The 22,254-nt window shown below is 42.0% G+C and carries 25 protein-coding genes; 4 read left to right on the top strand and 21 right to left on the bottom strand.

Features of this window, described 5'->3' with window-relative positions; genetic code table 11:
• Positions 1 to 47 precede the first annotated feature (47 nt).
• From PGR14_RS14990 to PGR14_RS14960, 7 genes are all read right to left on the bottom strand, one after another.
• Entirely contained in the window at positions 48 to 965 is a 918-nt protein-coding gene (locus PGR14_RS14990; RefSeq protein ID WP_055248607.1) for a carbohydrate ABC transporter permease, read from the bottom strand.
• Complete coding sequence (locus PGR14_RS14985) at positions 965 to 1,828, bottom strand: carbohydrate ABC transporter permease (protein WP_055260551.1); 864 nt, start codon at positions 1,826 to 1,828, stop codon at positions 965 to 967. Before PGR14_RS14985 ends, PGR14_RS14990 begins: the two co-directional genes overlap by 1 nt.
• Before the next feature lie 2 nt (positions 1,829 to 1,830).
• On the bottom strand, positions 1,831 to 2,979 hold the full coding sequence (locus PGR14_RS14980) for an ABC transporter ATP-binding protein (protein ID WP_270223645.1): 1,149 nt from the start codon (positions 2,977 to 2,979) through the stop codon (positions 1,831 to 1,833).
• 208 nt (positions 2,980 to 3,187) lie between these two features.
• Positions 3,188 to 4,600, bottom strand: a complete 1,413-nt coding sequence (locus PGR14_RS14975) for a glycoside-pentoside-hexuronide (GPH):cation symporter (protein ID WP_044998643.1) — start codon at positions 4,598 to 4,600, stop codon at positions 3,188 to 3,190.
• Positions 4,601 to 4,616: 16 nt separating this feature from the next.
• Positions 4,617 to 5,183, bottom strand: a complete 567-nt coding sequence (locus PGR14_RS14970; RefSeq protein WP_008370447.1) for a TetR/AcrR family transcriptional regulator — start codon at positions 5,181 to 5,183, stop codon at positions 4,617 to 4,619.
• Between the two features lie 437 nt (positions 5,184 to 5,620).
• A complete protein-coding gene (locus PGR14_RS14965; RefSeq protein WP_055157119.1) occupies positions 5,621 to 6,136 on the bottom strand; it encodes a hypothetical protein in 516 nt (171 codons plus the stop codon).
• Between the two features lie 126 nt (positions 6,137 to 6,262).
• The gene (locus PGR14_RS14960; RefSeq protein WP_055248615.1) at positions 6,263 to 6,565 is read right to left on the bottom strand and encodes a helix-turn-helix domain-containing protein; all 303 of its coding nucleotides are present in this window, start codon (positions 6,563 to 6,565) and stop codon (positions 6,263 to 6,265) included.
• A gap of 606 nt (positions 6,566 to 7,171) precedes the next feature.
• Here PGR14_RS14960 and nagB point away from each other — a divergent pair.
• From nagB to PGR14_RS14940, 4 genes are all read left to right on the top strand, one after another.
• The gene (gene nagB, locus PGR14_RS14955) at positions 7,172 to 7,903 is read left to right on the top strand and encodes a glucosamine-6-phosphate deaminase (protein WP_008370457.1); all 732 of its coding nucleotides are present in this window, start codon (positions 7,172 to 7,174) and stop codon (positions 7,901 to 7,903) included.
• A gap of 30 nt (positions 7,904 to 7,933) precedes the next feature.
• Entirely contained in the window at positions 7,934 to 9,064 is a 1,131-nt protein-coding gene (nagA, locus tag PGR14_RS14950; protein ID WP_055248617.1) for an N-acetylglucosamine-6-phosphate deacetylase, read from the top strand.
• Entirely contained in the window at positions 9,058 to 9,537 is a 480-nt protein-coding gene (locus tag PGR14_RS14945) for a PTS sugar transporter subunit IIA (protein ID WP_055157019.1), read from the top strand. Before nagA ends, PGR14_RS14945 begins: the two co-directional genes overlap by 7 nt.
• Before the next feature lie 82 nt (positions 9,538 to 9,619).
• Positions 9,620 to 11,092, top strand: coding sequence for a PTS transporter subunit EIIC (locus PGR14_RS14940; RefSeq protein WP_055248618.1), 1,473 nt, complete (start codon positions 9,620 to 9,622; stop codon positions 11,090 to 11,092).
• A 103-nt stretch (positions 11,093 to 11,195) separates the two neighbouring features.
• Here the strand turns inward: PGR14_RS14940 and rsfS are convergent, their stop codons facing one another.
• The 14 genes from rsfS to PGR14_RS14870 form a co-directional block, all read right to left on the bottom strand.
• A complete protein-coding gene (rsfS, locus tag PGR14_RS14935; protein ID WP_044998772.1) occupies positions 11,196 to 11,546 on the bottom strand; it encodes a ribosome silencing factor in 351 nt (116 codons plus the stop codon).
• A gap of 8 nt (positions 11,547 to 11,554) precedes the next feature.
• Entirely contained in the window at positions 11,555 to 12,157 is a 603-nt protein-coding gene (gene yqeK / locus PGR14_RS14930; RefSeq protein WP_008370474.1) for a bis(5'-nucleosyl)-tetraphosphatase (symmetrical) YqeK, read from the bottom strand.
• Complete coding sequence (nadD, locus tag PGR14_RS14925) at positions 12,138 to 12,770, bottom strand: nicotinate-nucleotide adenylyltransferase (protein WP_022221033.1); 633 nt, start codon at positions 12,768 to 12,770, stop codon at positions 12,138 to 12,140. The genes yqeK and nadD overlap by 20 nt, the downstream gene beginning before the upstream one ends.
• Before the next feature lie 17 nt (positions 12,771 to 12,787).
• Positions 12,788 to 13,078 (bottom strand): ribosome assembly RNA-binding protein YhbY, encoded by a 291-nt coding sequence (gene yhbY / locus PGR14_RS14920; protein WP_008370480.1) that lies wholly within the window; start codon positions 13,076 to 13,078, stop codon positions 12,788 to 12,790.
• 32 nt (positions 13,079 to 13,110) lie between these two features.
• Positions 13,111 to 14,394, bottom strand: coding sequence for a GTPase ObgE (gene obgE, locus PGR14_RS14915; protein ID WP_055248620.1), 1,284 nt, complete (start codon positions 14,392 to 14,394; stop codon positions 13,111 to 13,113).
• A gap of 73 nt (positions 14,395 to 14,467) precedes the next feature.
• A complete protein-coding gene (rpmA, locus tag PGR14_RS14910) occupies positions 14,468 to 14,752 on the bottom strand; it encodes a 50S ribosomal protein L27 (RefSeq protein WP_008370482.1) in 285 nt (94 codons plus the stop codon).
• 5 nt (positions 14,753 to 14,757) lie between these two features.
• Positions 14,758 to 15,090 carry a ribosomal-processing cysteine protease Prp gene (locus tag PGR14_RS14905; RefSeq protein ID WP_008370483.1) on the bottom strand — a complete coding sequence of 111 codons (333 nt, stop codon included), beginning with the start codon at positions 15,088 to 15,090 and terminating at the stop codon, positions 14,758 to 14,760.
• 15 nt (positions 15,091 to 15,105) lie between these two features.
• Complete coding sequence (rplU, locus tag PGR14_RS14900) at positions 15,106 to 15,414, bottom strand: 50S ribosomal protein L21 (RefSeq protein WP_008370484.1); 309 nt, start codon at positions 15,412 to 15,414, stop codon at positions 15,106 to 15,108.
• A 118-nt stretch (positions 15,415 to 15,532) separates the two neighbouring features.
• Positions 15,533 to 15,946, bottom strand: coding sequence for a CBS domain-containing protein (locus tag PGR14_RS14895; protein ID WP_055248622.1), 414 nt, complete (start codon positions 15,944 to 15,946; stop codon positions 15,533 to 15,535).
• Between the two features lie 89 nt (positions 15,947 to 16,035).
• Positions 16,036 to 17,355 (bottom strand): aspartate kinase, encoded by a 1,320-nt coding sequence (locus PGR14_RS14890; protein WP_055248624.1) that lies wholly within the window; start codon positions 17,353 to 17,355, stop codon positions 16,036 to 16,038.
• Positions 17,356 to 17,560: 205 nt separating this feature from the next.
• Complete coding sequence (ybaK, locus tag PGR14_RS14885) at positions 17,561 to 18,043, bottom strand: Cys-tRNA(Pro) deacylase (RefSeq protein ID WP_008370496.1); 483 nt, start codon at positions 18,041 to 18,043, stop codon at positions 17,561 to 17,563.
• The gene (locus PGR14_RS14880) at positions 18,036 to 19,226 is read right to left on the bottom strand and encodes a ribonuclease E/G (RefSeq protein ID WP_055248626.1); all 1,191 of its coding nucleotides are present in this window, start codon (positions 19,224 to 19,226) and stop codon (positions 18,036 to 18,038) included. Before PGR14_RS14880 ends, ybaK begins: the two co-directional genes overlap by 8 nt.
• Positions 19,227 to 19,934: a TIGR03936 family radical SAM-associated protein gene (locus tag PGR14_RS14875; RefSeq protein WP_055248628.1), complete on the bottom strand. Its 708-nt coding sequence runs from the start codon at positions 19,932 to 19,934 to the stop codon at positions 19,227 to 19,229. It abuts the gene before it with no gap.
• Positions 19,918 to 21,783 (bottom strand): TIGR03960 family B12-binding radical SAM protein, encoded by a 1,866-nt coding sequence (locus PGR14_RS14870; RefSeq protein WP_055248630.1) that lies wholly within the window; start codon positions 21,781 to 21,783, stop codon positions 19,918 to 19,920. Before PGR14_RS14870 ends, PGR14_RS14875 begins: the two co-directional genes overlap by 17 nt.
• Positions 21,784 to 22,254: the final 471 nt, after the last annotated feature.

Below are 22,254 nucleotides of genomic sequence, written 5' to 3'. Positions count from 1 at the left end.
CATATATAGGATCGGGAATGAATGTTTTCCCGTTTCCAGTATAGGAATTAACCCTTTACAGCTCCTGAGAACATTCCCCGGATCAGTTGCTTCTGTCCGATAATGAAAATCGAAATCGACGGAATGATGATCATGACAACACCTGCGATCATCAGGGTAATGGACTGCGAATCCACACTGTCAAGCATACTGATACCAATCTGTACGGTTCGCATGTTGTTGGAACCGGTTACAAGAAGTGGCCACATATACATATTCCATGCATTGATAAAAGTATAAACTGCCATAGCTCCGATTGCTGACTTGGTCAGCGGGATCAGAATCTTAATAATGAATTTCAAATTACTGCATCCGTCCAGTTTTGCTGATTCATACAGGGACATCGGGAATGTCATATAGAACTGACGGAACAAAAAGATTCCCATCGCCGATGTCAGATACGGAATGATCAGTACCGCATACGTATCAAGAATCCCCCAGCTTCCGACGGTCAGATAATTGGAAATGATCGTTGCTTCGCCAGGAACCATCATGGTTGCCATAACAATTGCAAAAAGGATTCCTTTTCCCTTAAATTCCAGGAAGGAAAATGCAAATGCGGCAAGGGAACAGGAAATGATCTGTCCGATGGTAATACATCCTGCCATGATAAATGAATTTAAAATGAACCGGAGAAGCGGAACAGTTGTAAATGCCTCCTTGAAGTTCTGCAGTGTCGGATGCTTCGGAAAAAGATTCAGATCCGTTGTAAATAATTCATTGGATGGCATCAGCGCAATGCTGACCGCGTATAAAAGCGGAAGCAGTACAAGGATTGCGAAAATGATATTTGCCGCAAGGCGCAGTGCTGTCTTACTTCTTCTTTTCGCCAGTGCCTTGGCGTTCATTTTATTTTTTAATTCCAGAAGTTCACTTTTTGAATATTTTCCTTCCATCGGAATTGCCATACTATTTAACTGACTCATTAGTAATTTACTCCCTTCTTCTCAATGCGGAACATCACCAATGTTACAAGCATGATAATGACAAATAAGATAACAGACTGTGCGGATGCACTTCCAAAACGATAGTTAAAGAATGCATCTCTGTAAATCGAGTATACGATTACGTTTGTGGATTCATTCGGTCCGCCTTCTGTCAGGATCTTGATCTGTCCGAATGACTGGAATGCCTGAATGATGTTTACAACAACGGTGTAAAACATGATCGGTGACAGTCCCGGAAGTGTCAGGCTGAAAAATTGCTGAACCCCGCTTGCACCGTCGACCGATGCTCTTTCATAAATGGTTTCGTCAATATTTCCGAGTCCTGCCGAAAAATACAGAAAATTGATTCCGCTATTTAACCATGCGGTAAGGATCGCGACACAGTAAAGTGCGGTGTTTGGATCGTTTAGCCAGTTGATATCAAGTCCGAGAAGCTTATTTACAATTCCGACTGCCGGATGGAGCATGATCTGGAAAATCATGGCTGCCGAGCTTGATGCGATCGCCATCGGAAGCGCGTAAGCGGTACTGAATACGCGGATTCCAGGAAAAGCTTTGTTACAAAGAACTGCAGCAATCAATCCCAGGAGCATTCCGCCGAGTACAACGATGACAACAAAGACCAATGTAACTTTTAAACTGTTTCTAAAGGATTCTGAACTAAGCAGATCTATATAATTCTGAAGACCTACAAAGATTTTTGCCTGTCCCATTTTGTTTGTCATAAAAAGGCTTAAGTAAACTGTCTTTACAAATGGGTAGAACAAAAATACTGCAAAGATCAGAATACTCGGCACCAGATAAAGGTACGGTGTAATTTTTAGATTCTTTTCTTTTTTCATTCTTAATATCCTTTCCTATATAGATTCAGAATATTTTCCTCTGTCTCTGTATCAAATATGTGAATCCGATTTGGATCAAAATACAGATCTACCGTTTCACCTACTTTTGTCTGGTTGGATGGCTCCAGCCTTACAGCATGCGTTCTGTGCTGTTCATCAAAATACAGGAATACTTCTGCTCCAAGCATTTCTCTGGTAACGACGGTTTCCCGTATTCCGGCACTGTTTTTTGCAAATCCGCTGGCTTTTGCTTCTTCGTATTCATAGATATCTTCCGGTCTGATTCCCAGGGTCACACGTTTTCCCAGGTATTCTTTCCGGAGAATTTCTTCATTACGCCCAGTTGGATATACTTTTTTTACTGGTCCTGTTGTTGCAAATAACAGGACTGTCTTATCAAATTCTTTTTCCACTTCGCATTCGATAAAATTCATGGTCGGTGCACCTACAAATCCTGCGACAAATTTATTTACCGGATGATCGTAAATGTTCTGCGGGGTATCTACCTGCTGGATCAGACCGTCTTTCATGACAACGATTTTTGTCCCAAGCGTCATTGCTTCTGTCTGATCGTGTGTAACATAAATGATGGTGGTATCTAACTGTTTATGTAACTTTTGCAATTCAACACGCATCTGCGCCCGAAGCTTTGCATCAAGATTGGAAAGTGGTTCATCCATAAGAAATGCTTTTGGCTGTCTTATGATTGCCGCGCCAATCGCAACACGCTGCTTTTGCCCGCCGGATAATGCCGTCGGTTTTCTGTCAAGCAGAGATTCAATCTCAAGGATTCTTGCTACTTCTCTGACTCTTTGATCAATTTCTTTTTTCGGAACCTTACGGATTTTCAGTGAGTAAGCAATATTTCCATAAACAGTCATGTTTGGATATAAAGCATAATTCTGAAAAACCATTGACATCTCTCTTTCCTTTGGTTCCAGATAGTTGCAGAGCTCTTCGTCGATCCAGAGTTCTCCATCTGTAATATCTTCCAGTCCTGCAATCAATCTAAGTGTTGTAGATTTTCCACAGCCGGAAGGTCCTACGAAAATCACAAATTCTTTATCATGAATGTCTAAGGTAAAATCTTTTACACCATAATGTGTGGAATCAAATTGCTTACAGACATTTCTTAACGCAATTTCAGCCATCTTTTTCCTCCTTCATAGCCACGAATGTGGCTTCGTTCTTGCTCTTATGTCCGTGAAATATCATAACATTTCAGCTTCTGAAAGTGCTATCATATTTCTGCTAAAGAAATGTTAAATGGACGTATATTATTATATACAAATGTAAAAAAATGAGACAGTCCGCAAACTGTCCCACTAAAATTTCGTTATAAAATTATAGGTATAAATATTATGCTCTCTTCCGTTCTTCCAGTGTTCTGGATATTTCTTCTGTCTTTTCATCTGTTAATATGTAATGTTTTCGGAACACAAGTAATCCGATCAGCAATACAAGAATCGGAATGATCGTCATACACATCCGAAGTCCCAGCCTGGAAGCCGGTGCGATTACCGTCAGTACTTCTGCCGTTTCATCCTTCTTGATCTGGAAGATCTGAATAACGATCGAAGCCGCAAGTGCAGCCACGCCAGATGCCAGCTTTACCACAAAGGTCTGCATCGAAAAGATTACCGATTCGTCACGCCGGTTATTTTTCAATTCCCCGTAATCTACCGTATTTGCAAGGAAAATCGTCACAATAACATTCAGCATACCAATTGCCGACATAATAAGGAATGCCGGAACCAGAAGCAGATAGACACCGGTACTTCCGGAGAATGCAATCACAAGAAGGATCAGATATCCTGCAAATGCCATAGAAAAGCTGACATAAAAAAGATTTATCGTATTCATAAATTTCCGGAACAGCGGAAACAAAATCATCATCGCAAGGATCTGGAATGCACCGCCAAAGGTATTAAAAAGCGTATAATTGCTCTGCCATGCTTCCGGACTGAAATCATATTTGAAAAAGTAAATGACCAGATTCGATGTAATATATAATGCGGTATTGATCATAACAATTGCCACAACCATGGTCAGTGCCTGGTCATTGCGAAACAGTGCCCGGAACATTTCTTTTACCGTTGCTGTTTCCATATTTACCGAAGATTTTTCTTTAATAGAAAGACAGGTAATCGTGATAAAAATGAAAAACAAAACCGCAATGATCAGTGCAAAATAGCGATATCCAAGCCGTTCAATTTCCGATGCACTTTCCCCGCCTGCCAGTTTGCCAAGCGTGGATACGGAAAGTACGGTGATGATCGTGATAATTGCAGAACCAACGCCGGCACAGGAACGTGCCATTGCAGAAAGATTTTCGCGCTCTTTTCCGCTTTCGGTAAAAGCAGGAATCATGGACCAGTATGGAATGTCCATCATCGTATAAGTTACGCCCCAGAGTATGTAGGTTACAGCCGCATAAGCAACCAGTCCTCTGCCTGAAAGAGAGGGCGGTGCAGCAAACATCAGATACAAAACAATGGCATTTGTCAGTGTACCGATAAAGAGCCACGGTCGGAACTTGCCCCATCTGGTTTTCGTCTTTGCTACGATGATTCCCATGATCGGATCATTAAATGCATCAAAAATTCGGGCGATAAACAGGATCACCCCCATTGCCACAGCACTGACACCCATGATGTCCTGATAATAATAAAGGACATAGGACGCTGACAGCATATAGACCATATCTTTCCCTACAGCCCCGATTCCGTAGGCAAACTTTTCTTTTCCTTTTAGTTTCTGTACTTCTCCCATAATAAATTCCCCCTTGTCAGATTGTAATGCCATCGATCAGAATGGATACGACTTCATCTAATGCCTCATGATAAGAAATTCCATTCTGGACCAGCACGTCTCTCTGAAAAAACTGTTCTAATGTGGCTTCCATCATGGTTTTTAAAATTGGAATCTGGATATTTCGAATTTTTCCTTCTGTGATGCCCTGTTCCAGTAATGAAATCGTACTCTCCCACCCGGTTTCCAGACGGGATTTTACTTTTTCATAAACTTCGGGATACCTCTCCTTTAACTGATAAAGCTGTCTGAGATCAAGCTCCCGATACCCTTCCGGTAACACACCAAGAATTGCTCTGATTTTACCAACCGTATCCAGACTCAGATCTTGAAGAACTTTTTGTTCACTTTCTTTGATCGAGGAAAAACAATAATCAACCATCTCCAGAACCAATGAATTTTTGTCAGGGAAAACAGTATAGATTGTTTTTTTGCTGATTCCCAGAAGAGATGCAAGATCATCCATTGTAAATTTTAACCCTTTTTTCTGAAATGCCTTGATGGTTGCTTCGAGAATATTGCCTTTTAAATTTTTATCTGACACATCATCATCTCCTTGTGGAAACTATTTCTCTTGTAATAGTTTCCTTGATTGTAGCATCTTTGCGCACAAAAAAACAAGCAACTAAATTCACAAAAATAGTTTCTTGTTTTTGGTAACTTTTTAATATGGAGCGAATTCTTTTTCTGGCGGATATATTTTGATTTAAAACTCTCTTGGTTGCAATTTTTTTTATTTTAAAAACAGCTGCGGAATTGCTTCCACAGCTGTTGCGTGCTTGAAACCGTACCTCTGCACTGTGAACTGACACAGGTTTTTTACAGGGTGATTTAAAAATTTAAATTGTATACTTTTCCAAAAATGTTTCTATGAACAAGAACACATAACCTGATAACAAATAACCAATAAACGATGACATTGAACCATAACCAACCGTCTATAAGCTTTGTTGAAGATATACCCTGTACGGAAATTCTTACTTAGATATCCACATCAAACAACACTGTCTGATTGTAGCGATCCAGTGCAATCTGCATTTCCATAATTGTATTGGAAATACGATCGTATTCCTGACGGATTACTTCCAGATCATAGTTGATATATTTATATTCCGGTACCGATCCGGATGAACTGAAGGAATTACTATACACACGCATTTTCGGAAGCCGCTTGCGCATATCGTCAAGAACAGCTTTTCTTTTGTTAAGCTGCGCCATTCGGATCAAAATGCTGTCAATGCTCATCTCCTGATTGCCAACCTGCACTTTTGCGGTGGCATTTGTCAGGTTCAATGTATGTTTGATAGTAACAATCTTCCTGTCGATCTCGTCAATTGTATTTGCAATGGTCATATAATCATATTCCGGAATGACCGGCTCCTCATTGACCGCAGCCACATAGGTACTGGATGCTGCCTCCTTGTTTACCCAGAATGCTTTATCTTCCTCAAGGCTTCTCAACATCTTGTTTGCATAAGCTGATGTAATTTTCTTCATGATTTTTGCCTCCCATACTGTTCTCTTGCTTACAATATAAATGATGTAACCGGATTGCTCCATTGCTATGCAATTTCCGCAATCCTCGAACACCATATAAATAATATCTGTTCCTCAACTTCTGATTTAATTATAATTATATGATAGCTGTTTGTCATTCAACCAACAGTTTAAAACTCCATAGAAATGAGAAATATCCCCGTCAATGACGAGGATATCTTCAATCGAAGTATGTAATAATCTACTTAAAATAATGAAATTGTCTATACTGGGTAACGATTTTCCGGAAAGCCATTTATAAATGGCCTGCGGATTTTCAAATCCAAAAGCTCCCTGGATTTCCCGAATTGTATATCCTTTTTCCAAGAGTAGCTTTCTTATGCGTTCTCCAGTCTTTTTCGGCTGGATTGACAAATACATGGGTTCCATACTTTGTGCCTCCATGATTCAGAATCAAGTTCCCTGATAACTTATATATTATAACACAGAAAGCATCGGATCACCAGTATCAGTCTCTAAAACACCAGAAAATATATTTACAGATATTCCGGATCCACCTGTTTGCCATCGCTCCAGATTCTTTCCAGATCGTAGAACAGACCCTTTCTGTCCTTGCTTCGGAAATGGATTTTATTCAATCAGAAGTTTATAAAAACAGCTTTTTCCTGGAAACCAAAATGAGTAGAAATCCTTAAAACCGTTAGAAACAAAGATTGTCCAGCAAGATCCCCATAAGATATGAAAAGCAAGGATAACATTTTTATGTATATTTGTTGTTTTTGTTGTTTTTTATATACCTCACGTAGTTTTTTACATGGGTAATCTTGATTTTTTTTGTTATAATAACATCATGAATTTAACTAGAAGAATATTCACCAATTTCAATGTAATTCGGTAAAACGCTAAATTTTTTGTAGAAAAAAGTGAGCACATTGGTTAGGATGTGTATATGTACTAATACAACTTGCTGTGATATATGCAAATTGTATAAAAAATCGTGGCGTTTAATATTTATGGAATGGAGAGAGGATAAAAATGAGAATTTACAAAGCAAAAGATTACGTAGACATGAGCCGCAAGGCTGCCAATATTGTTTCTGCACAGGTTATTATGAAACCAAATTGTGTTCTGGGGCTTGCAACCGGATCTACTCCGATCGGTCTTTATAAGCAGTTGGTGGAATGGTATAACAAAGGTGATCTTGATTTCTCAGAAGTTATGACGGTAAACCTTGATGAATATAAAGGACTTAGCCGTGACAACGACCAGAGCTACTACTATTTCATGCATCAAAACCTATTTGATCATGTGAATATTCCAGCTGAGAATACACACCTTCCAAACGGAATGGAACCGGATTCTCAAAAAGAATGCCAGGAATATACCAATCTGATTCAGTCTTTAGGCGGCGTAGATCTTCAGCTTCTCGGAATCGGTCATAACGGTCATATCGGATTCAACGAACCGGGGGAAGCTTTTGACAAGCAGGTTCATTGTGTAAATCTGACTCAGTCTACCATCGAAGCAAACAAACGTTTCTTTGCTTCAGCTGACGATGTTCCGAAACAGGCTTATACAATGGGAATCAAGACGATCATGCAGGCAAAGAAAATCCTGATCGTTGCAAGTGGCGAAGATAAAGCAGAAATCGTAAGAGATGCTTTCTTTGGTCCGATCACACCGAAGGTTCCTGCTTCTGTTTTACAGCTGCATAATGATGTGACTTTGGTAGCTGACGAAGCTGCACTTAGCAAACTTCCTTTATAATCATGTCTGCAAGGAACGGAGGCTTTGAAAATGATCATTAAAAATGCGTCAATTTATACAGAAAATCATACTTTTGTGAACGGGAATGCAGTTGTGGAAAATGGCAGATTTGTAAGTTTTTCGGATTTTTCGGAACAGGATGCCCAGATCGTGGATGCCCAGGGACTTTATATGATTCCGGGACTTGTGGACATTCATTTTCACGGATGCATGGGAGCAGACATGTGCGACGGTACAAAAGAAGCACTGGATATCATTACAAAATATGAAGCGTCCATCGGTGTAACTTCTGTCTGTCCGGCTACCATGACAATTGCTAAAGACGAGCTTTTAAATGTTATGAAAAATGCAGGTGATTACACCTGCAATGGCGGTGCACACCTGGTTGGTATCAATATGGAAGGACCATTTATCAGTGCTTCCAAAAAAGGTGCCCAGGCAGAAGAAAATATCCTGCATTGTGATTATGAATATTTCTGCCGGCTTCAAAAGGCGGCAAAGGGACTGATCAAACTGGTGGATCTTGCACCGGAAGAACCGGGAGCCATGGAATTTATCGAGAAAGCAAAGGATGAGGTAGTTATATCCCTTGCGCATACCGCATCGGATTATGATACTGCAAAAGAAGCCATTCAGCGTGGTGCTTCCCATGCAACCCATTTGTACAATGCAATGCCACCATTGAATCATAGAAATCCGGGCGTAATCGGTGCAGTTAGGGATTCTGAAACATGCCATGCAGAGCTGATCTGCGACGGTGTACATATTCACCCGTCTGTGATCCGCGCAACCTTTGCCATGTTTGGTGCGAAGCGCATGATCCTGATCAGTGACAGTATGCGAGCAACTGGTCTGAATGATGGAGATTACACCCTTGGCGGACAGCCGGTAAAGGTAAAAGGCAATCTTGCTACTCTGCATGATGGAACAATTGCTGGTTCTGCTACGAATCTTATGGACTGTGTGCGTTTTGTGGTTAAGAAAGTCGGCCTTCCGTTTGAAACAGCAGTCATGTGCGCATCTGAAAATCCGGCAAAAGAAATCGGAATTTTCCATGAGGTCGGAAGTATCTCCGCTGGTAAGAAAGCAGATTTTGTGCTTTTAGATAAAGATTTGAATATAGTAAGCGTCTATGTAGATGGAAAGGAGATCACATGTTAGGTTTATTTAAAGGAAAAAATAAGGGGAATCTACTCCACTCCCCGTGTAACGGAAAAGTCGTACCGATCACAGAAGTTCCGGATTCGACTTTTGCGGATAAAATATTAGGAGACGGATTTGCAGTCATTCCTTCCGAGGGAAAGGTCTATGCACCGGCAGATGGGGAAGTGAGTATGGTATTTGATACTCTTCACGCCGTTACTATGACAAGCACCCAGGGAACAGAGATTCTGATCCATATCGGTCTTGATACCGTTACACTGAAAGGAGAACCTTTTACCCCCCATGTTGTTGCAGGTGACAAGGTAAAACAGGGAGATCTCCTGATGGAAGTTGATCTGGATAAGATCCAGGCAGCCGGATTAAATACCATTACTCCGGTACTCATCTGTAATACAGATACTTATGGAAAAATAGCCCTTCAGAAGAAAGGCGAAGTCACACTGGAGGATGCTGTGCTTAAATTATCCTAGGATCTGTGCTTTTTCAATCGAAGCTAACTGGAATGGTCCAGTTTAGTGTATACTTTTATTTTATTTCTAAGGAGGAGAAAAGATGAAATTCTTACAAAAACTTGGTAAAGCGTTAATGCTCCCGGTAGCTATTCTTCCGATCTGTGGTATCCTCATGGGTATTGGATACAGGTTATGTCCGGCTACGATGCAGGGTGGAGACATCGAGGGTGCAGTAAATCTGATCGGTCTGTTTTTAGTAAAAGCAGGTGGAGCTTTGATCGACAACATGGCAATTCTTTTTGCAATCGGTGTCGGTGTCGGTATGTCTGAAAAAAATGATGGTACAGGTGGTATCGCTGCTCTTGCTTCATGGCTTATGATGACAACACTTCTTTCAACAGGATTTGTTACAACGATCATGCCTTCTATCGCAGACAGTGCAACAAAGACACTTGCCTTCGACAAAATCGCAAACCCGTTTATCGGTATTCTTGCAGGTATCATCGGATCTGTGTGCTACAACAAATTCAAAAGCACAAAGCTTCCGGACTGGTTGTCTTTCTTCAGTGGAAAACGCTGTGTAGCAATTATTGCCGGAGTTGTTTCTATTCTTGCATCTGTTGTTTTATTATTCGTATGGCCATTACTTTTCGGAGCACTTGTTGCTATTGGAAAAGGAATCGTTGGACTGGATGTTGTAGGAGCCGGTATTTATGCATTCCTCAACCGTCTGCTCATTCCTACCGGATTACATCACGCACTGAACAATGTATTCTGGTTTGATACGATCGGTCTTGGTGACTTACAGCACTTCTGGGCTGGTGAAACATCTGCAGACGTATCATGGAGTCTTGGAATGTACATGTCAGGATTCTTCCCATGTATGATGTTTGGTATCCCTGGTGCAGCTCTTGCTATGGTAAAATGTGCAAAACCGGCGAAAAAGAAAGTTGCAATCGGACTTGTAGCTTCTGCAGCTATTTGTGCATTCATCTGTGGTGTAACTGAACCGTTCGAATTCGGATTCATGTTCCTTGCACCGGTACTTTATGTAATTTATGCAGCACTTTACGGTATCTTCACAATGATCACAGTTGCCCTTGGATTCCGTGCAGGATTCTCATTCTCAGCAGGTGCGATGGACTTATTCTTCTCTGCTTCTCTTCCGGCAGCAGCTAAGATATGGCTTATTATTCCGCTTGGAATCGCAGCATTCTTAGTTTTCTATTTCGTATTCCTCTTCGCGATCAAGAAATTTGATCTGAAGACACCGGGTAGAGAAGATGATGACGATCTGGAAGCAGAAAAAAATGTAGAACTGGCAAGTGATGACTTCACAGCTATCGCAGCAAAGATTCTTGAAGGTTGCGGCGGAAAGGAAAACATTGCAAGCATCGACAACTGTGTAACAAGACTGAGACTGGAAGTAAAAGATATGACTGCAGTTAACGACAAAGTGATCAAATCTGCAGGTGTTGCAGGTGTTATTAGACCTGGAAAAACTTCTGTACAGGTTATTGTTGGAACTAAAGTACAGTTTGTTGCAGATGCATTCTCAAGACTTTGTGAATAAGCTTATATATCTTGAATAATTGTATCAGAAAAGCAGGGCGCATGCCCTGCTTTTTACATTTTAAAAAAGAATGTGCCGAAGCACATTCTCATTTTGAATTCTTTTATAATTCTTCCGGATCAACCTGTTTTCCGTCTCTCCAGATTCTTTCCAGATCATAGAAAACACGGTTTTCTCTGTCAAATACATGAACGATAATATCGCCAAAGTCCAGCAGTACCCAGCTTCCAAGGCCATAGCCTTCACGCTGTTTGACTTCGTATCCTGCTTTTCCGAGTGTCTCTTCTACATTGTCAACCAGTGCTCTTACCTGGCTTTCGTTGGTTCCGTTTGCAATGATAAAATAATCTGCAAGCACAGAGATTCCTGCAATGTCAATTACACGGATATCTTCGCCTTTTTTGTCAGCGAGTGCTTCGCAGGCAAGTTTTGCCATCTCTCTTGACTGCTCGATTGTCTGCATCAGTTTTTTTCCTCCTTTTCGGAATCACTGTTTTTCAGGTTCTTATAATATAAAAATGTCTCTTCTGTCGCAGGATCTAACGTTGCACCTTTTTCGGCAAGATATGCAAGTGTATCTTCCAGAATACGGTAAAGACATGCATCGATATCTACAAATGCAAGCGCACGTACTTCCGGAAGATTTGGTGCAACATCTCTTCCAGGCTCAATATAATCTGCGATATAAATGATCTTATCAAGCAGAGACATATTCGGACGACCGGTTGTATGAGACTCGATCGATCGTAGAATCTCTTCATTTTCTATTCCATATTTTTCCCGGGCAAAAAATGCGCCCAGCTTTGCGTGCAGAAGTCCCGGATTTTTGTACTCTGCATCGGAAATTTCGATATGATTTTTCTCGCAGAGCTTAATCTTTTCATCTGCCGGCACACATTTTGCACAGTCATGTAAAAGTCCTGCCGTCAAAGCCTGCTCCAGATTGGCACCATAACGCATGGCAAGGCAGCCTGCCGTATGCATCACACCGATCGTATGATCATAACGGTCTTTATCCAGGTACCGTTTTACTTTTTTCTGCATCTTAAGTATTGTTTCCGTCATGTTCACTCACCTGATATAATCTGTTCAAATCTATATAATCTGCAACCTTTTTCGGAATCGGAAGATCTTCTGTCTCTCCTCCTCGGATCATCTGCCGGATCTCACTGGAAGAAACCGGCATCACAGGGGTACGGAGAAGCCGGATATCACATGCATACTTTTCTTTCAAATATGTGATCTGACGGCGCATTTCTTTCGGCGCTCCTGCATCATCCCGATATGCTGCCAGGATGACCGCTGTTTTCAGAAGTCTTTCCGGACATTTCCAGGTTTCCAGATTGAAAAGAGAATCCGCACCGATGATAAAATAAAATTCATCCTGCGGATAAGTCTCTTTAAAATACTCCATTGTCTGATAGGAGTACGAAGTTTCCTTTCGATCCATTTCATAGGTACAAAGCCGGAAATACGGAATCTCTTCAATTGCAAGGCGTGTCATTTCGGCACGGTCCTGTAAATCTTTTCGTATTTCCGGATTTGATTTATGGGGCGGATTGCCGTTTGGCATATACCACACTTCATCCAGATGGAACTGCTGGTATGCATATTCACCAAGCATCAGATGCCCGTTGTGGATGGGATCAAATGTTCCGCCCATAATACCGATTCTCATAATCTATACTCCACTCATTAAGGAAGAACGATTTTCTTCTTGTCGTCTTTTCCCTCTTTATAAAGAACGATTTTTCTTCCGATAACCTGTACCACCTGGGAACGTGTACGCTCTGCAAGGATCTCTGCCATTCCACGCAGATCATCTCCACAGTTCTGAAGAACGTGAAGCTTGATCAGTTCTCTTGCTTCAAGCGCTTCTGCAACAGCTGCGGTAAGTTCCGGTGTTACGCTGGATTTACCGATCTGAAGGATAGGATCCATTGTCATCGCAAGGCTCTTTAAATAAGCTCTCTGTTTGGAAGTCATAAAACTTCTCCTTTCTGAAATTATGTTCTTTTCTAACGGTAATATTCAAACTGAAGACCGTACATACGGATAGTATCGCCTTCCTGAACACCTGCATTTTCAAGCTGCTCAAGGATACCGGTTTCTTTCAGGAATTTCTGGAAGAAAGCAAATCCCTTCTCGGAATCCAGATTGGTGTAACCAAGCATCTTTTCGATCTTCGGTCCCTCTACTACAAATACATCGTCTTCTTTTTCCACGGTATATGGAAGATCCATGTGGATGATCTCTTCTTCCGGGAAATATTCCTGTTCAAATACGATCGGCTTGTCATCCAACTTCTGAAGTTCATTATTTACATAGTAAAGAAGATCAGAAAGCCCTTCTCCGGTCACACCGGAAATCGGGAATACCTTGATTCCTTTTGGCTCGAACTCATCTCTCAGTCTCTGGATCGGATCTTCATCTTCGGAATAGATCAGGTCAACCTTATTCGCTGCAATGACCTGTGGACGCATGGAAATTTCTTTGTTATATGCTTCCAGTTCAGCGTTGATCTTGTAAATGTCTTCAACCGGATCACGTCCTTCGATACCTGCCGCATCCACAACATGGATCATCATCTTGGTACGTTCAACATGACGCAAAAATTCATGTCCAAGTCCGACACCTTCTGATGCTCCTTCAATCAGTCCCGGAATATCTGCAATAACAAATCCCTTTGCACCTTCCAGATCTACAACTCCAAGGTTCGGGCTGAGTGTTGTGAAATGATAATTTGCAATCTTTGGCTGCGCATTGGTTACACGGGAAAGGAATGTAGATTTACCAACATTCGGGAAACCGACAAGCCCAACGTCTGCGATCACCTTAAGTTCCAGATTCACCCAGAGTTCCTGTGCAGGCTTTCCCGGCTGTGCATACTTCGGAACCTGCATGGTAGAGGTTGCAAAATGCATATTTCCAAGACCGCCCTTACCACCTTTTAAGATAATCTGGCGCTGGTTCTCGCCCGACATATCGGCAATGACTTTATTGGTCTCTGCTTCACGGATAACTGTCCCTTCAGGAACTTTCAGGATCAGATCCTTTGCATCCTTACCATGGCAGCGCTTTTTGCCGCCTTCCTCTCCGTCCTGTGCTTTATATTTTGTTTTGTGACGGAAATCTACCAGTGTGTTAAGACCTTTGTCCACTTCAAAGATTACATCACCGCCGCGACCGCCGTCGCCTCCGTCCGGACCGCCATTCGGAACATATAATTCCCTGCGAAAGCTGACGTGACCGTCGCCGCCCTTTCCGGATCGGATATATATTTTTGCTCTGTCTGCAAACATAATATGTCCTCCTTATTTATGACTAAAAACAAGGCTTCAAACCCAAAAAGTTTGAAGCCTCTGTTAAATCTGCTTATTCAGCTACTGGATAGATAGAAACCTGTTTCTTATCTCTTCCTTTTCTTTCAAAACGAACAACACCGTCAACCAGTGCAAATAATGTATCGTCACCACCGCGACCTACATTGATTCCTGGATGAATCTTTGTTCCGCGCTGTCTGTAAAGGATGTTACCAGCTTTTACAAACTGTCCGTCTGCTCTTTTTGCTCCAAGTCTCTTAGATTCAGAGTCACGACCGTTCTTTGTAGAACCAACTCCTTTTTTATGAGCGAAAAACTGAAGGTTTAATTTCATCATGGTTGTTACACCTCCTCGTATGTCAAATCCATATATTCTCTGTAGTTCTCATCTTCTGCAATCTCTTCCAGACCAAGAACCATCGCGTCAAGCAAAAGCTTTGCCTCGCGAGTCGGATTACCTTTAAGTCGATAGTCAATGAGTCCTTTGGATTCATCGGATACAAGGCTTGTACGGTCATCCGCAAATTTCTCAATGGCATTCAAAGTATTGATCGTAAGTACGGAAACAGCTGCGCAGACAATATCCTGTCCTTCTTCACTGAATCCTGCATGACCATGTGCTTTGAAACCTACACATTGATGTTTTTCATTTTTATAAATGGTTACTCGTATCATATAACCACCAGCTTCTTACGCGTTGATCTTTTCGATCTTAACTGCTGTATACTGCTGTCTGTGTCCGTTTTTCTTGTGGTAACCTGTTTTTCTCTTATACTTGTAAACGATAACTTTTTTAGCTTTTCCGTCACCAATTACAGATGCTTCAACTGTTGCACCTTCTACTACTGGTGTTCCAACTTTAAGCTCGTCACCACTTACTGCGAGAACCTGGTCAAAAGTATAAGACTGTCCGGCTTCCACACCAAGCTTTTCTACTTTAATGATATCGCCTTCGGCTACTTTGTACTGTTTACCACCTGTTGCTATAATTGCGTACATATGGCACCTCCTATTATCATTACTCGCCAACTACGGTGTCTGATCAAATCAGGACTTATAACCTCGTTGTGCGGCATACCTCTGTATTATACAGTGGCATACCGTACAAAGTCAACCCCTAATTTGCGATTTTTTTAATTTTTTCATAACAATATCCGATAATGTCTTTTCTTGTGATAATTCCTATGAAATTCTCCTGGTCATCTATGACCGGAACAAAGTTCTGATCCATCGCTTTTTCCATCAGATCTTCCATATTGGAATCAGCGCTTACCGGCCGGTAATCTGCTCTTCTTGCAATCTTCGTGATTGCAATGTCTTCTGCTCCTTTCAGATTCAGGATGTTCAGCTTCTTAAGTCCCCAGAGCAGGTCTCCTTCGGTGATTGTACCGACGTATTTACCTTCCCGGTTGATCATCGGAATGGATGAGTATTTGTGGTACTCCATGATTTCCATTGCCTGTCTGAGCGTGTGGTAGTCATATACAAATGCCACTTCTGCTTTTGGCTTCAGGAAAAATAATATATTCATTTTCGTATCCTCTCTTGTATGAATATTCTGTACAGGGGAGTTTTCCCCAACACCTGTACTATACCATATTTGAGGATCGAATTGAAGATTTACAGCTGAGTGTTAACAAAAATATCATAAATTGCTTTGATTGCTGCTTCAAAGTCGTGCTCTCTCACACCGATGATAATATTTAACTCGCTGGATCCCTGATCGATCATTTTTACATTGACATGTGCATGTGCCAGTGCGGAGAAAATTCTTCCGGCTGTACCGCGTGTCTGGCGCATTCCACGTCCAACAACAGCGATCAGTGCAAGATCGGATTCCAGTTCGATGTCATCCGGATTCACGGCACGGTGGATGCCCGCAAGCACTTTCTGCTCATGTTCTTCAAATTCATCCTGATGAACGAAGATAGTCATAGTATCAATTCCTGACGGCATATGTTCAAAAGAAATCCCTTCATCTTCAAATACACCAAGAACCTTGCGACCAAATCCGACTTCTGAGTTCATCATTGCTTTTTCAATTGTAATAGAAGCAAATCCACGCTTTCCTGCAATACCTGTAATTGTATACTTCGGCTTTCTGCAGGTTCCTTCTACGATCAGAGTACCCTTTTCTTCCGGTGCGTTTGTGTTACGGATGTTGATCGGAATCCCTTCTTTACGAACCGGGAAGATTGCATCTTCATGCAATACGCTGGCACCCATATAAGAAAGTTCACGCAACTCTTTGTAAGTAATTGCTTCGATTCCTTTTGGATTCTTGATGATACGGGGATCTGCAATGAGGAATCCGGATACGTCTGTCCAGTTCTCATACATATCAGCATGTGTGGCTCTTGCAACGATCGATCCTGTTACATCAGATCCGCCGCGGGAAAATGTCTGGATCGTTCCGTCCGGACGTGCTCCGTAGAATCCAGGAATCACGGCATGCTCTACTTTTGAAAGTCTGTCTGCAAGTACCTGGTTAGTTTCTTCTGAAAGGAAGTTCCCATTTTCATCGAACTTGATCACTTCTGCCGCATCGATAAACTCATATCCAAGATAAGCTGCGATTACACGTCCGTTTAAATATTCTCCACGGGAAGCAGCATAATCTCTTCCGATCTTCTTTGCAAAATTATCACGGATGGTGGCAAATTCTTCGTCAAGAGAAAGAGTGATCCCAAGCCCTTCAATGATTTCCTGATATCTCTTCTGAATGTCAGCGAGTAATTCTGTAAATTTCTTCTCTTTTACAGCTGCGCCGTAACAACGATACAGCATATCTGTTACCTTGGTGTCGTCGGAAAAACGCTTTCCCGGAGCAGACGGTACAACGTAACGTCTTGATTCCTCTGAAAGAACGATCTTTCCTGCCTTTTTAATCTGTACTGCATCGGCAAGAGAGCTTCCGCCGAATTTCACTACCTTAATCATCTGTTGGTATTCCTCCATCTCTCAATTCATGTATTCTGATCTGCACATGGCAAACCTGCATTTTCTGTAGAAACACCGGGCAGATGTTTCTACACTTATGTAGTTATTACTTTATTACGCTGACGTGAAAAATGCAAGATTTTCTTTTGGAATCTGTTGAAAATCTTGCATTTTGTCTAATAGAATTTCTTTTTTTGAAAACTTTCTATGCATGAATTACATCTGCAAATGTAGCATCCGCTGCTTTTCTCAAATCCTCCGGTGCAAGTGTCAGTTGTGCACCGATTCTTCCGGCACTTACATAGACTTTCTCAAACTGCTGTGCACTTGCATCAATGACCGTCGGAAAATGCTTTTTCATTCCGATCGAAGTGCATCCACCACGCACATAGCCGGTAAGCGGTGTTAACTCCTTTAAATGAAGCATTTCAATAGATTTTTCACCAACCGCTTTTGCAGCCTTCTTAAAATCAATTTCTGCTTCGATCGGAAGAACGAAAACATAATGTTCGCCACTTTTCCCAGTTGTGACAATGGTCTTGTAAACCTGTTCGTGAGGCAGATTCAGCTTGTCGGCGGTTTCAATTCCGTCCGTGAATTCATCGCATTCATAGGTCTGATATTCGTAAGAAATTTTCTTTCTGTCTAAAATTCGCATTGCATTTGTTTTGACTTCTTTTTTACCCATGTAAACTTTCCTCCAGTGTTTTTCGGATTTTCTTTCGTGTAATTTCCACCAGCTGCAGTTTCGTCATTCCAATCACATTTCCCGGATTTGGGTCCTTCTTTAATTCCAGCTGCAGATACGCAAGAAGTTCTTTCTTCTCTTCTGCTGATTTCATGTTGATAAAATCAATAATAATGATACCGGAAATATTGCGGAGTCGGATCTGGCGGACTGCTTCCCTTGCTGCCTCCCGGTTGATCTCCGGAAAATGAGAATTCTTTTTCAGACATTTTCCGGAATTGACATCGATTACAGTCAGCGCCTCGGTTGGCTGGATCACCAGATAAGCCCCGGATTTCATCCATACCCGTTCTTGTCTGGCTTCTCGGATCGCCCCTTCCAGGTTATAGCATTTTACAAGTGGATAAGACGGATCCGTATACGCACGGAGAATCGGAAGTTCATCTGGCATTTCCGTTTCCAGATAAGTCTGAACTTCTTTATACAAAACTCCATCTTCTACCGTTTCCTCTACAATAATTTCCGTCAAATCTTTTTTGTAAATATCCCGGAGTGCCTGTACGCACGGATCCGGTGCACTCTGCAGACAGCTGAAGCAGGTCCGCATTTTGCCATATTCTACGATTCTGTGATAGTTCTCTGCCAGTTTGTCAATTTCGGCACGGATCTGTGTTTCTTCTGTTTCCACACAATTTGTCCGGAAAATCAATCCGAAATCACAGCCTATATAGTCCTGTCCCAGCTTTTGCAGTTCTTCTTTCCGGGCACCGTGAATTTTACCGGATACACCAATGGTACGATTGCCGGAAGTCAGTACTACATACTGCCCGGTGAAATTTAAGTTCCCGGTCACGACAGGCTGCTTGGTTTTCACTGCTTCTTTCTCCACCTGAACCAGAAGCTCATCACCGATCACAAGTGGCTTCTTTCCGATCTTATTGGTGAAAACCGGGGTATATTTTCCATCCAGCGCAAAATAGCATTGCTCACCGTTGGCAATTTCAACAAATGCGCCACCGATATTCGGAAGGATTTTCCGTACTCTTCCGACATAAATTTCACCCAGGCAGCAGCTCTTTTTTTCTCCGCTACTGCCAAAGTGAAATTCCGTTACTTTCTCATCCTCTAAAAGTGCAAGCACCCGGCGGTTCATGCATTCCGTAAGGAGTACTTTTCGTTCCATCTATACAATCTCCGTTCCAAGCGCATCCAGTGGAACCAGAATCATCTTGCCCTCCGTGTTTTCGGATTCCGCAAAAGTTTCCAGTCTGTGGTGGGTAAAGGTCACTTCCTCCGCATCCATACCAAGATAGCGGACAAACGCTTCTGTGACCAGCTCCGGCTTTAAATTCTGGACACTTCCTGCTGCCACACGCATATAAATCTTTCCGTCCCGGCATTCCAGCTTGTAGATCATCGGACGAATGTCCACTTCTTTTTCACTCTTTTTCGTCTTTTTGACCACACAGATTTCATTCTGCGCATAAAAAGCTTCCAGCTTTTCAGCAAGATCTTCCGGCAGGCTGCCATTTTTTACCGAAGATAAATAGTCGGCACCTGCTACGATTGACATTCCTTTGCTTTTCTTATCATCCGGGATCTGCACAAAGCTGACGATCTCCATGCCGTCTACCATCTGTTCATTCAGCCGTCTGACCGCTTCTTTGCTGGCGATTGACTCGGTCAATTCGATATCAAAATATTCCCCGTCACTGGTAAGCCCTACGCCAAGTGGATTAGCGAAAGACATGATCATATGCGGGCTGTAACCACTGGTAAATGCGATCGGAATCTCGGCACGGCGAATCGCTTTCTGGAAATACCGCATGATATCCAGGTGTCCGATGAACTTCATCACTCCATTTTTCCGAAATTTAATTCTTGCCTTCAAAGCAGACACCTCCTCCGTAACTTGCTGCCCCACAGCCGGAACATTTTGCACGGCAGTTCGGGGTTACATTCCCTTCCATTGCATTCTTCCATTCTCTTATAAGGAAAGATTTTGTCACGCCACAATTGATGAAATCCCATGGGAAGATTTCATCTAATTCACGCTTTCTGAGATTATAGAAATCCATGTCTACACCTGTATTTTCAAAGGCCTGCAGCCATTTATCATAATCAAAATACTCATCCCACGCATCGTAAATACAGCCAAGACGGTAAGCCTCTTCCAGAACCTTTCCGACCTTCCGGTCACCGCGGGCAAAGACGCCTTCCAGAACGGTTACTTCGGCGGTATGCCAGTTGTAGCGCAGACTCTTGCGGTTCAGCTGGTTGCGGAATGCTTCCTGTACAATTCCTGCACGGCGGATATATTCTTCCATCGGCTGCATGGTCGCCCACTGAAGCGGTGAAAATGGTTTCGGTACAAAGAAGGAACTACTTGCCGTGATCTGACATTTTCCATTTCTCTGATCCTTCGGAATTTCATAATACCGGCGTGCTACTTTATCTGCAAGAACAGCAATTCCTTCCATATCTTCCTGGGTTTCGGTCGGAAGTCCAAGCATGAAATAGAGCTTGACCTTCGTCCATCCACCTTCAAAAGCCTGTCCTGCACCATTTAAAATGTCGTCTTCCGTCAGACCTTTGTTGATTACATTACGCATCCTCTGTGTTCCGGCTTCCGGGGCGAAGGTCAGACTGCTCTTACGCACATCCTGCACCTTGCTCATAACATCCAAAGAAAATGCATCGATACGAAGGGACGGCAGGGAAATGTTGACGCCCTGTGTGTGGAACTCATCGATCAGGAAGGTGACGATCTCTTCCAGTTCGTTGTAATCACTGGAACTTAAAGAACTTAAGGTGATCTCTTCATGTCCCGTATTTTTCAGCATTGCACGTGCCGTCTCTTTGAGCATATTGATATCACGCGGACGTGTCGGACGGTAAACCATTCCCGCCTGACAGAAACGACATCCACGGATACAGCCGCGCTGAATCTCCAGAACAGCTCTGTCCTGGGTTACTTTGATAAACGGAACAACCGGCTTTAACGGATAAGTTGTCTGGCTCATATCTGCTGCAACTACTCGCTTGATCTTTTCTTTTGCATGTGGGTTATTTTGCAGGAAAGATTCAATCGTGCCGTCTTCTTTGTAAGTGACATCATAAAAAGAAGGAACGTAAATTCCCTCGATCTCTGCTGCCATTTCCAGAAATTCTTTCCGGCTTTTTCCGGCTCTCTTCCACTTTTTGTATGCTTCCAGAAGTTCATCATAAACCACTTCGCCCTCTCCGATATAGAACATATCGAAAAATTCTGCCAGTGGTTCTGGATTATACACGCACGGTCCTCCACCAATTACAAACGGATCTTCTAAAGTTCTGTCCGCACTGTGAAGTGGGATACCAGACAAATCCAGTACCTGAAGCACGTTGGTGTAACACATCTCAAACTGTAATGTGATGCCAAGAAAGTCAAACTCCTTCACCGGATCCTGAGATTCCAGGGTAAAAAGTGGAATATGTTTTTCGCGCATGATCTTATCCAGATCGATCCACGGAGAGTATACTCTCTCACACCAGGTATCCTCCCGGCGGTTGAACATATCGTACAGAATCTGGATTCCCAGATGGGACATACCAACCTCATATACCTCCGGAAAACACATTGCAAACCGAATATCTACCGCTTTTTTGTCCTTCATGACCGAATTGACTTCATGGCCAATGTAGCGGGCAGGTTTCTCTATATTCAGTAAAATATCATCATCTAATGCTAATTTCCTCATTTTTCCTCCGTTTTTAGTTCTTTTGCTCTTAATTCTATAACGATTCACGCCGTAAATACAAGCAATATTTACAATTTTTTAACTTTACAACTATACCATTTATTTCAGAAAATTGCAAAATAAATGAGGTGAAAACAGCCTGTTTTTGCTATTAAGTAACAGAAAGTGTAGTTTCTGTACTGTAAAAGACTGTATGAGATTATATGTAACAGTTTGATCTTTTATAAGATTTTTGTTGCCTGTTACGCAATGATATGACATATGCATTGAATAATTATGCATTAAAATGTATTTTATACATAATTACGAATCTAGCAAATAAATAACAAAACAATGTACAGGAAAACACATTGCAAATCGTATATATTCTATAATATTTCTTTGTTAGCCGAAGCGCTAACCTAGACAGCCAGTCTATCTGGCTCAATTCGAAATGAAAAATAGGTAAAAAAAAGGGCGTGTGAAAAAACG

Source organism: Coprococcus sp. AF99-45 (genome assembly GCF_027663865.1).
Lineage (GTDB): Bacteria > Bacillota > Clostridia > Lachnospirales > Lachnospiraceae > Allocoprococcus > Allocoprococcus comes.
This window is presented reverse-complemented; position numbering and strand designations above follow the sequence as displayed.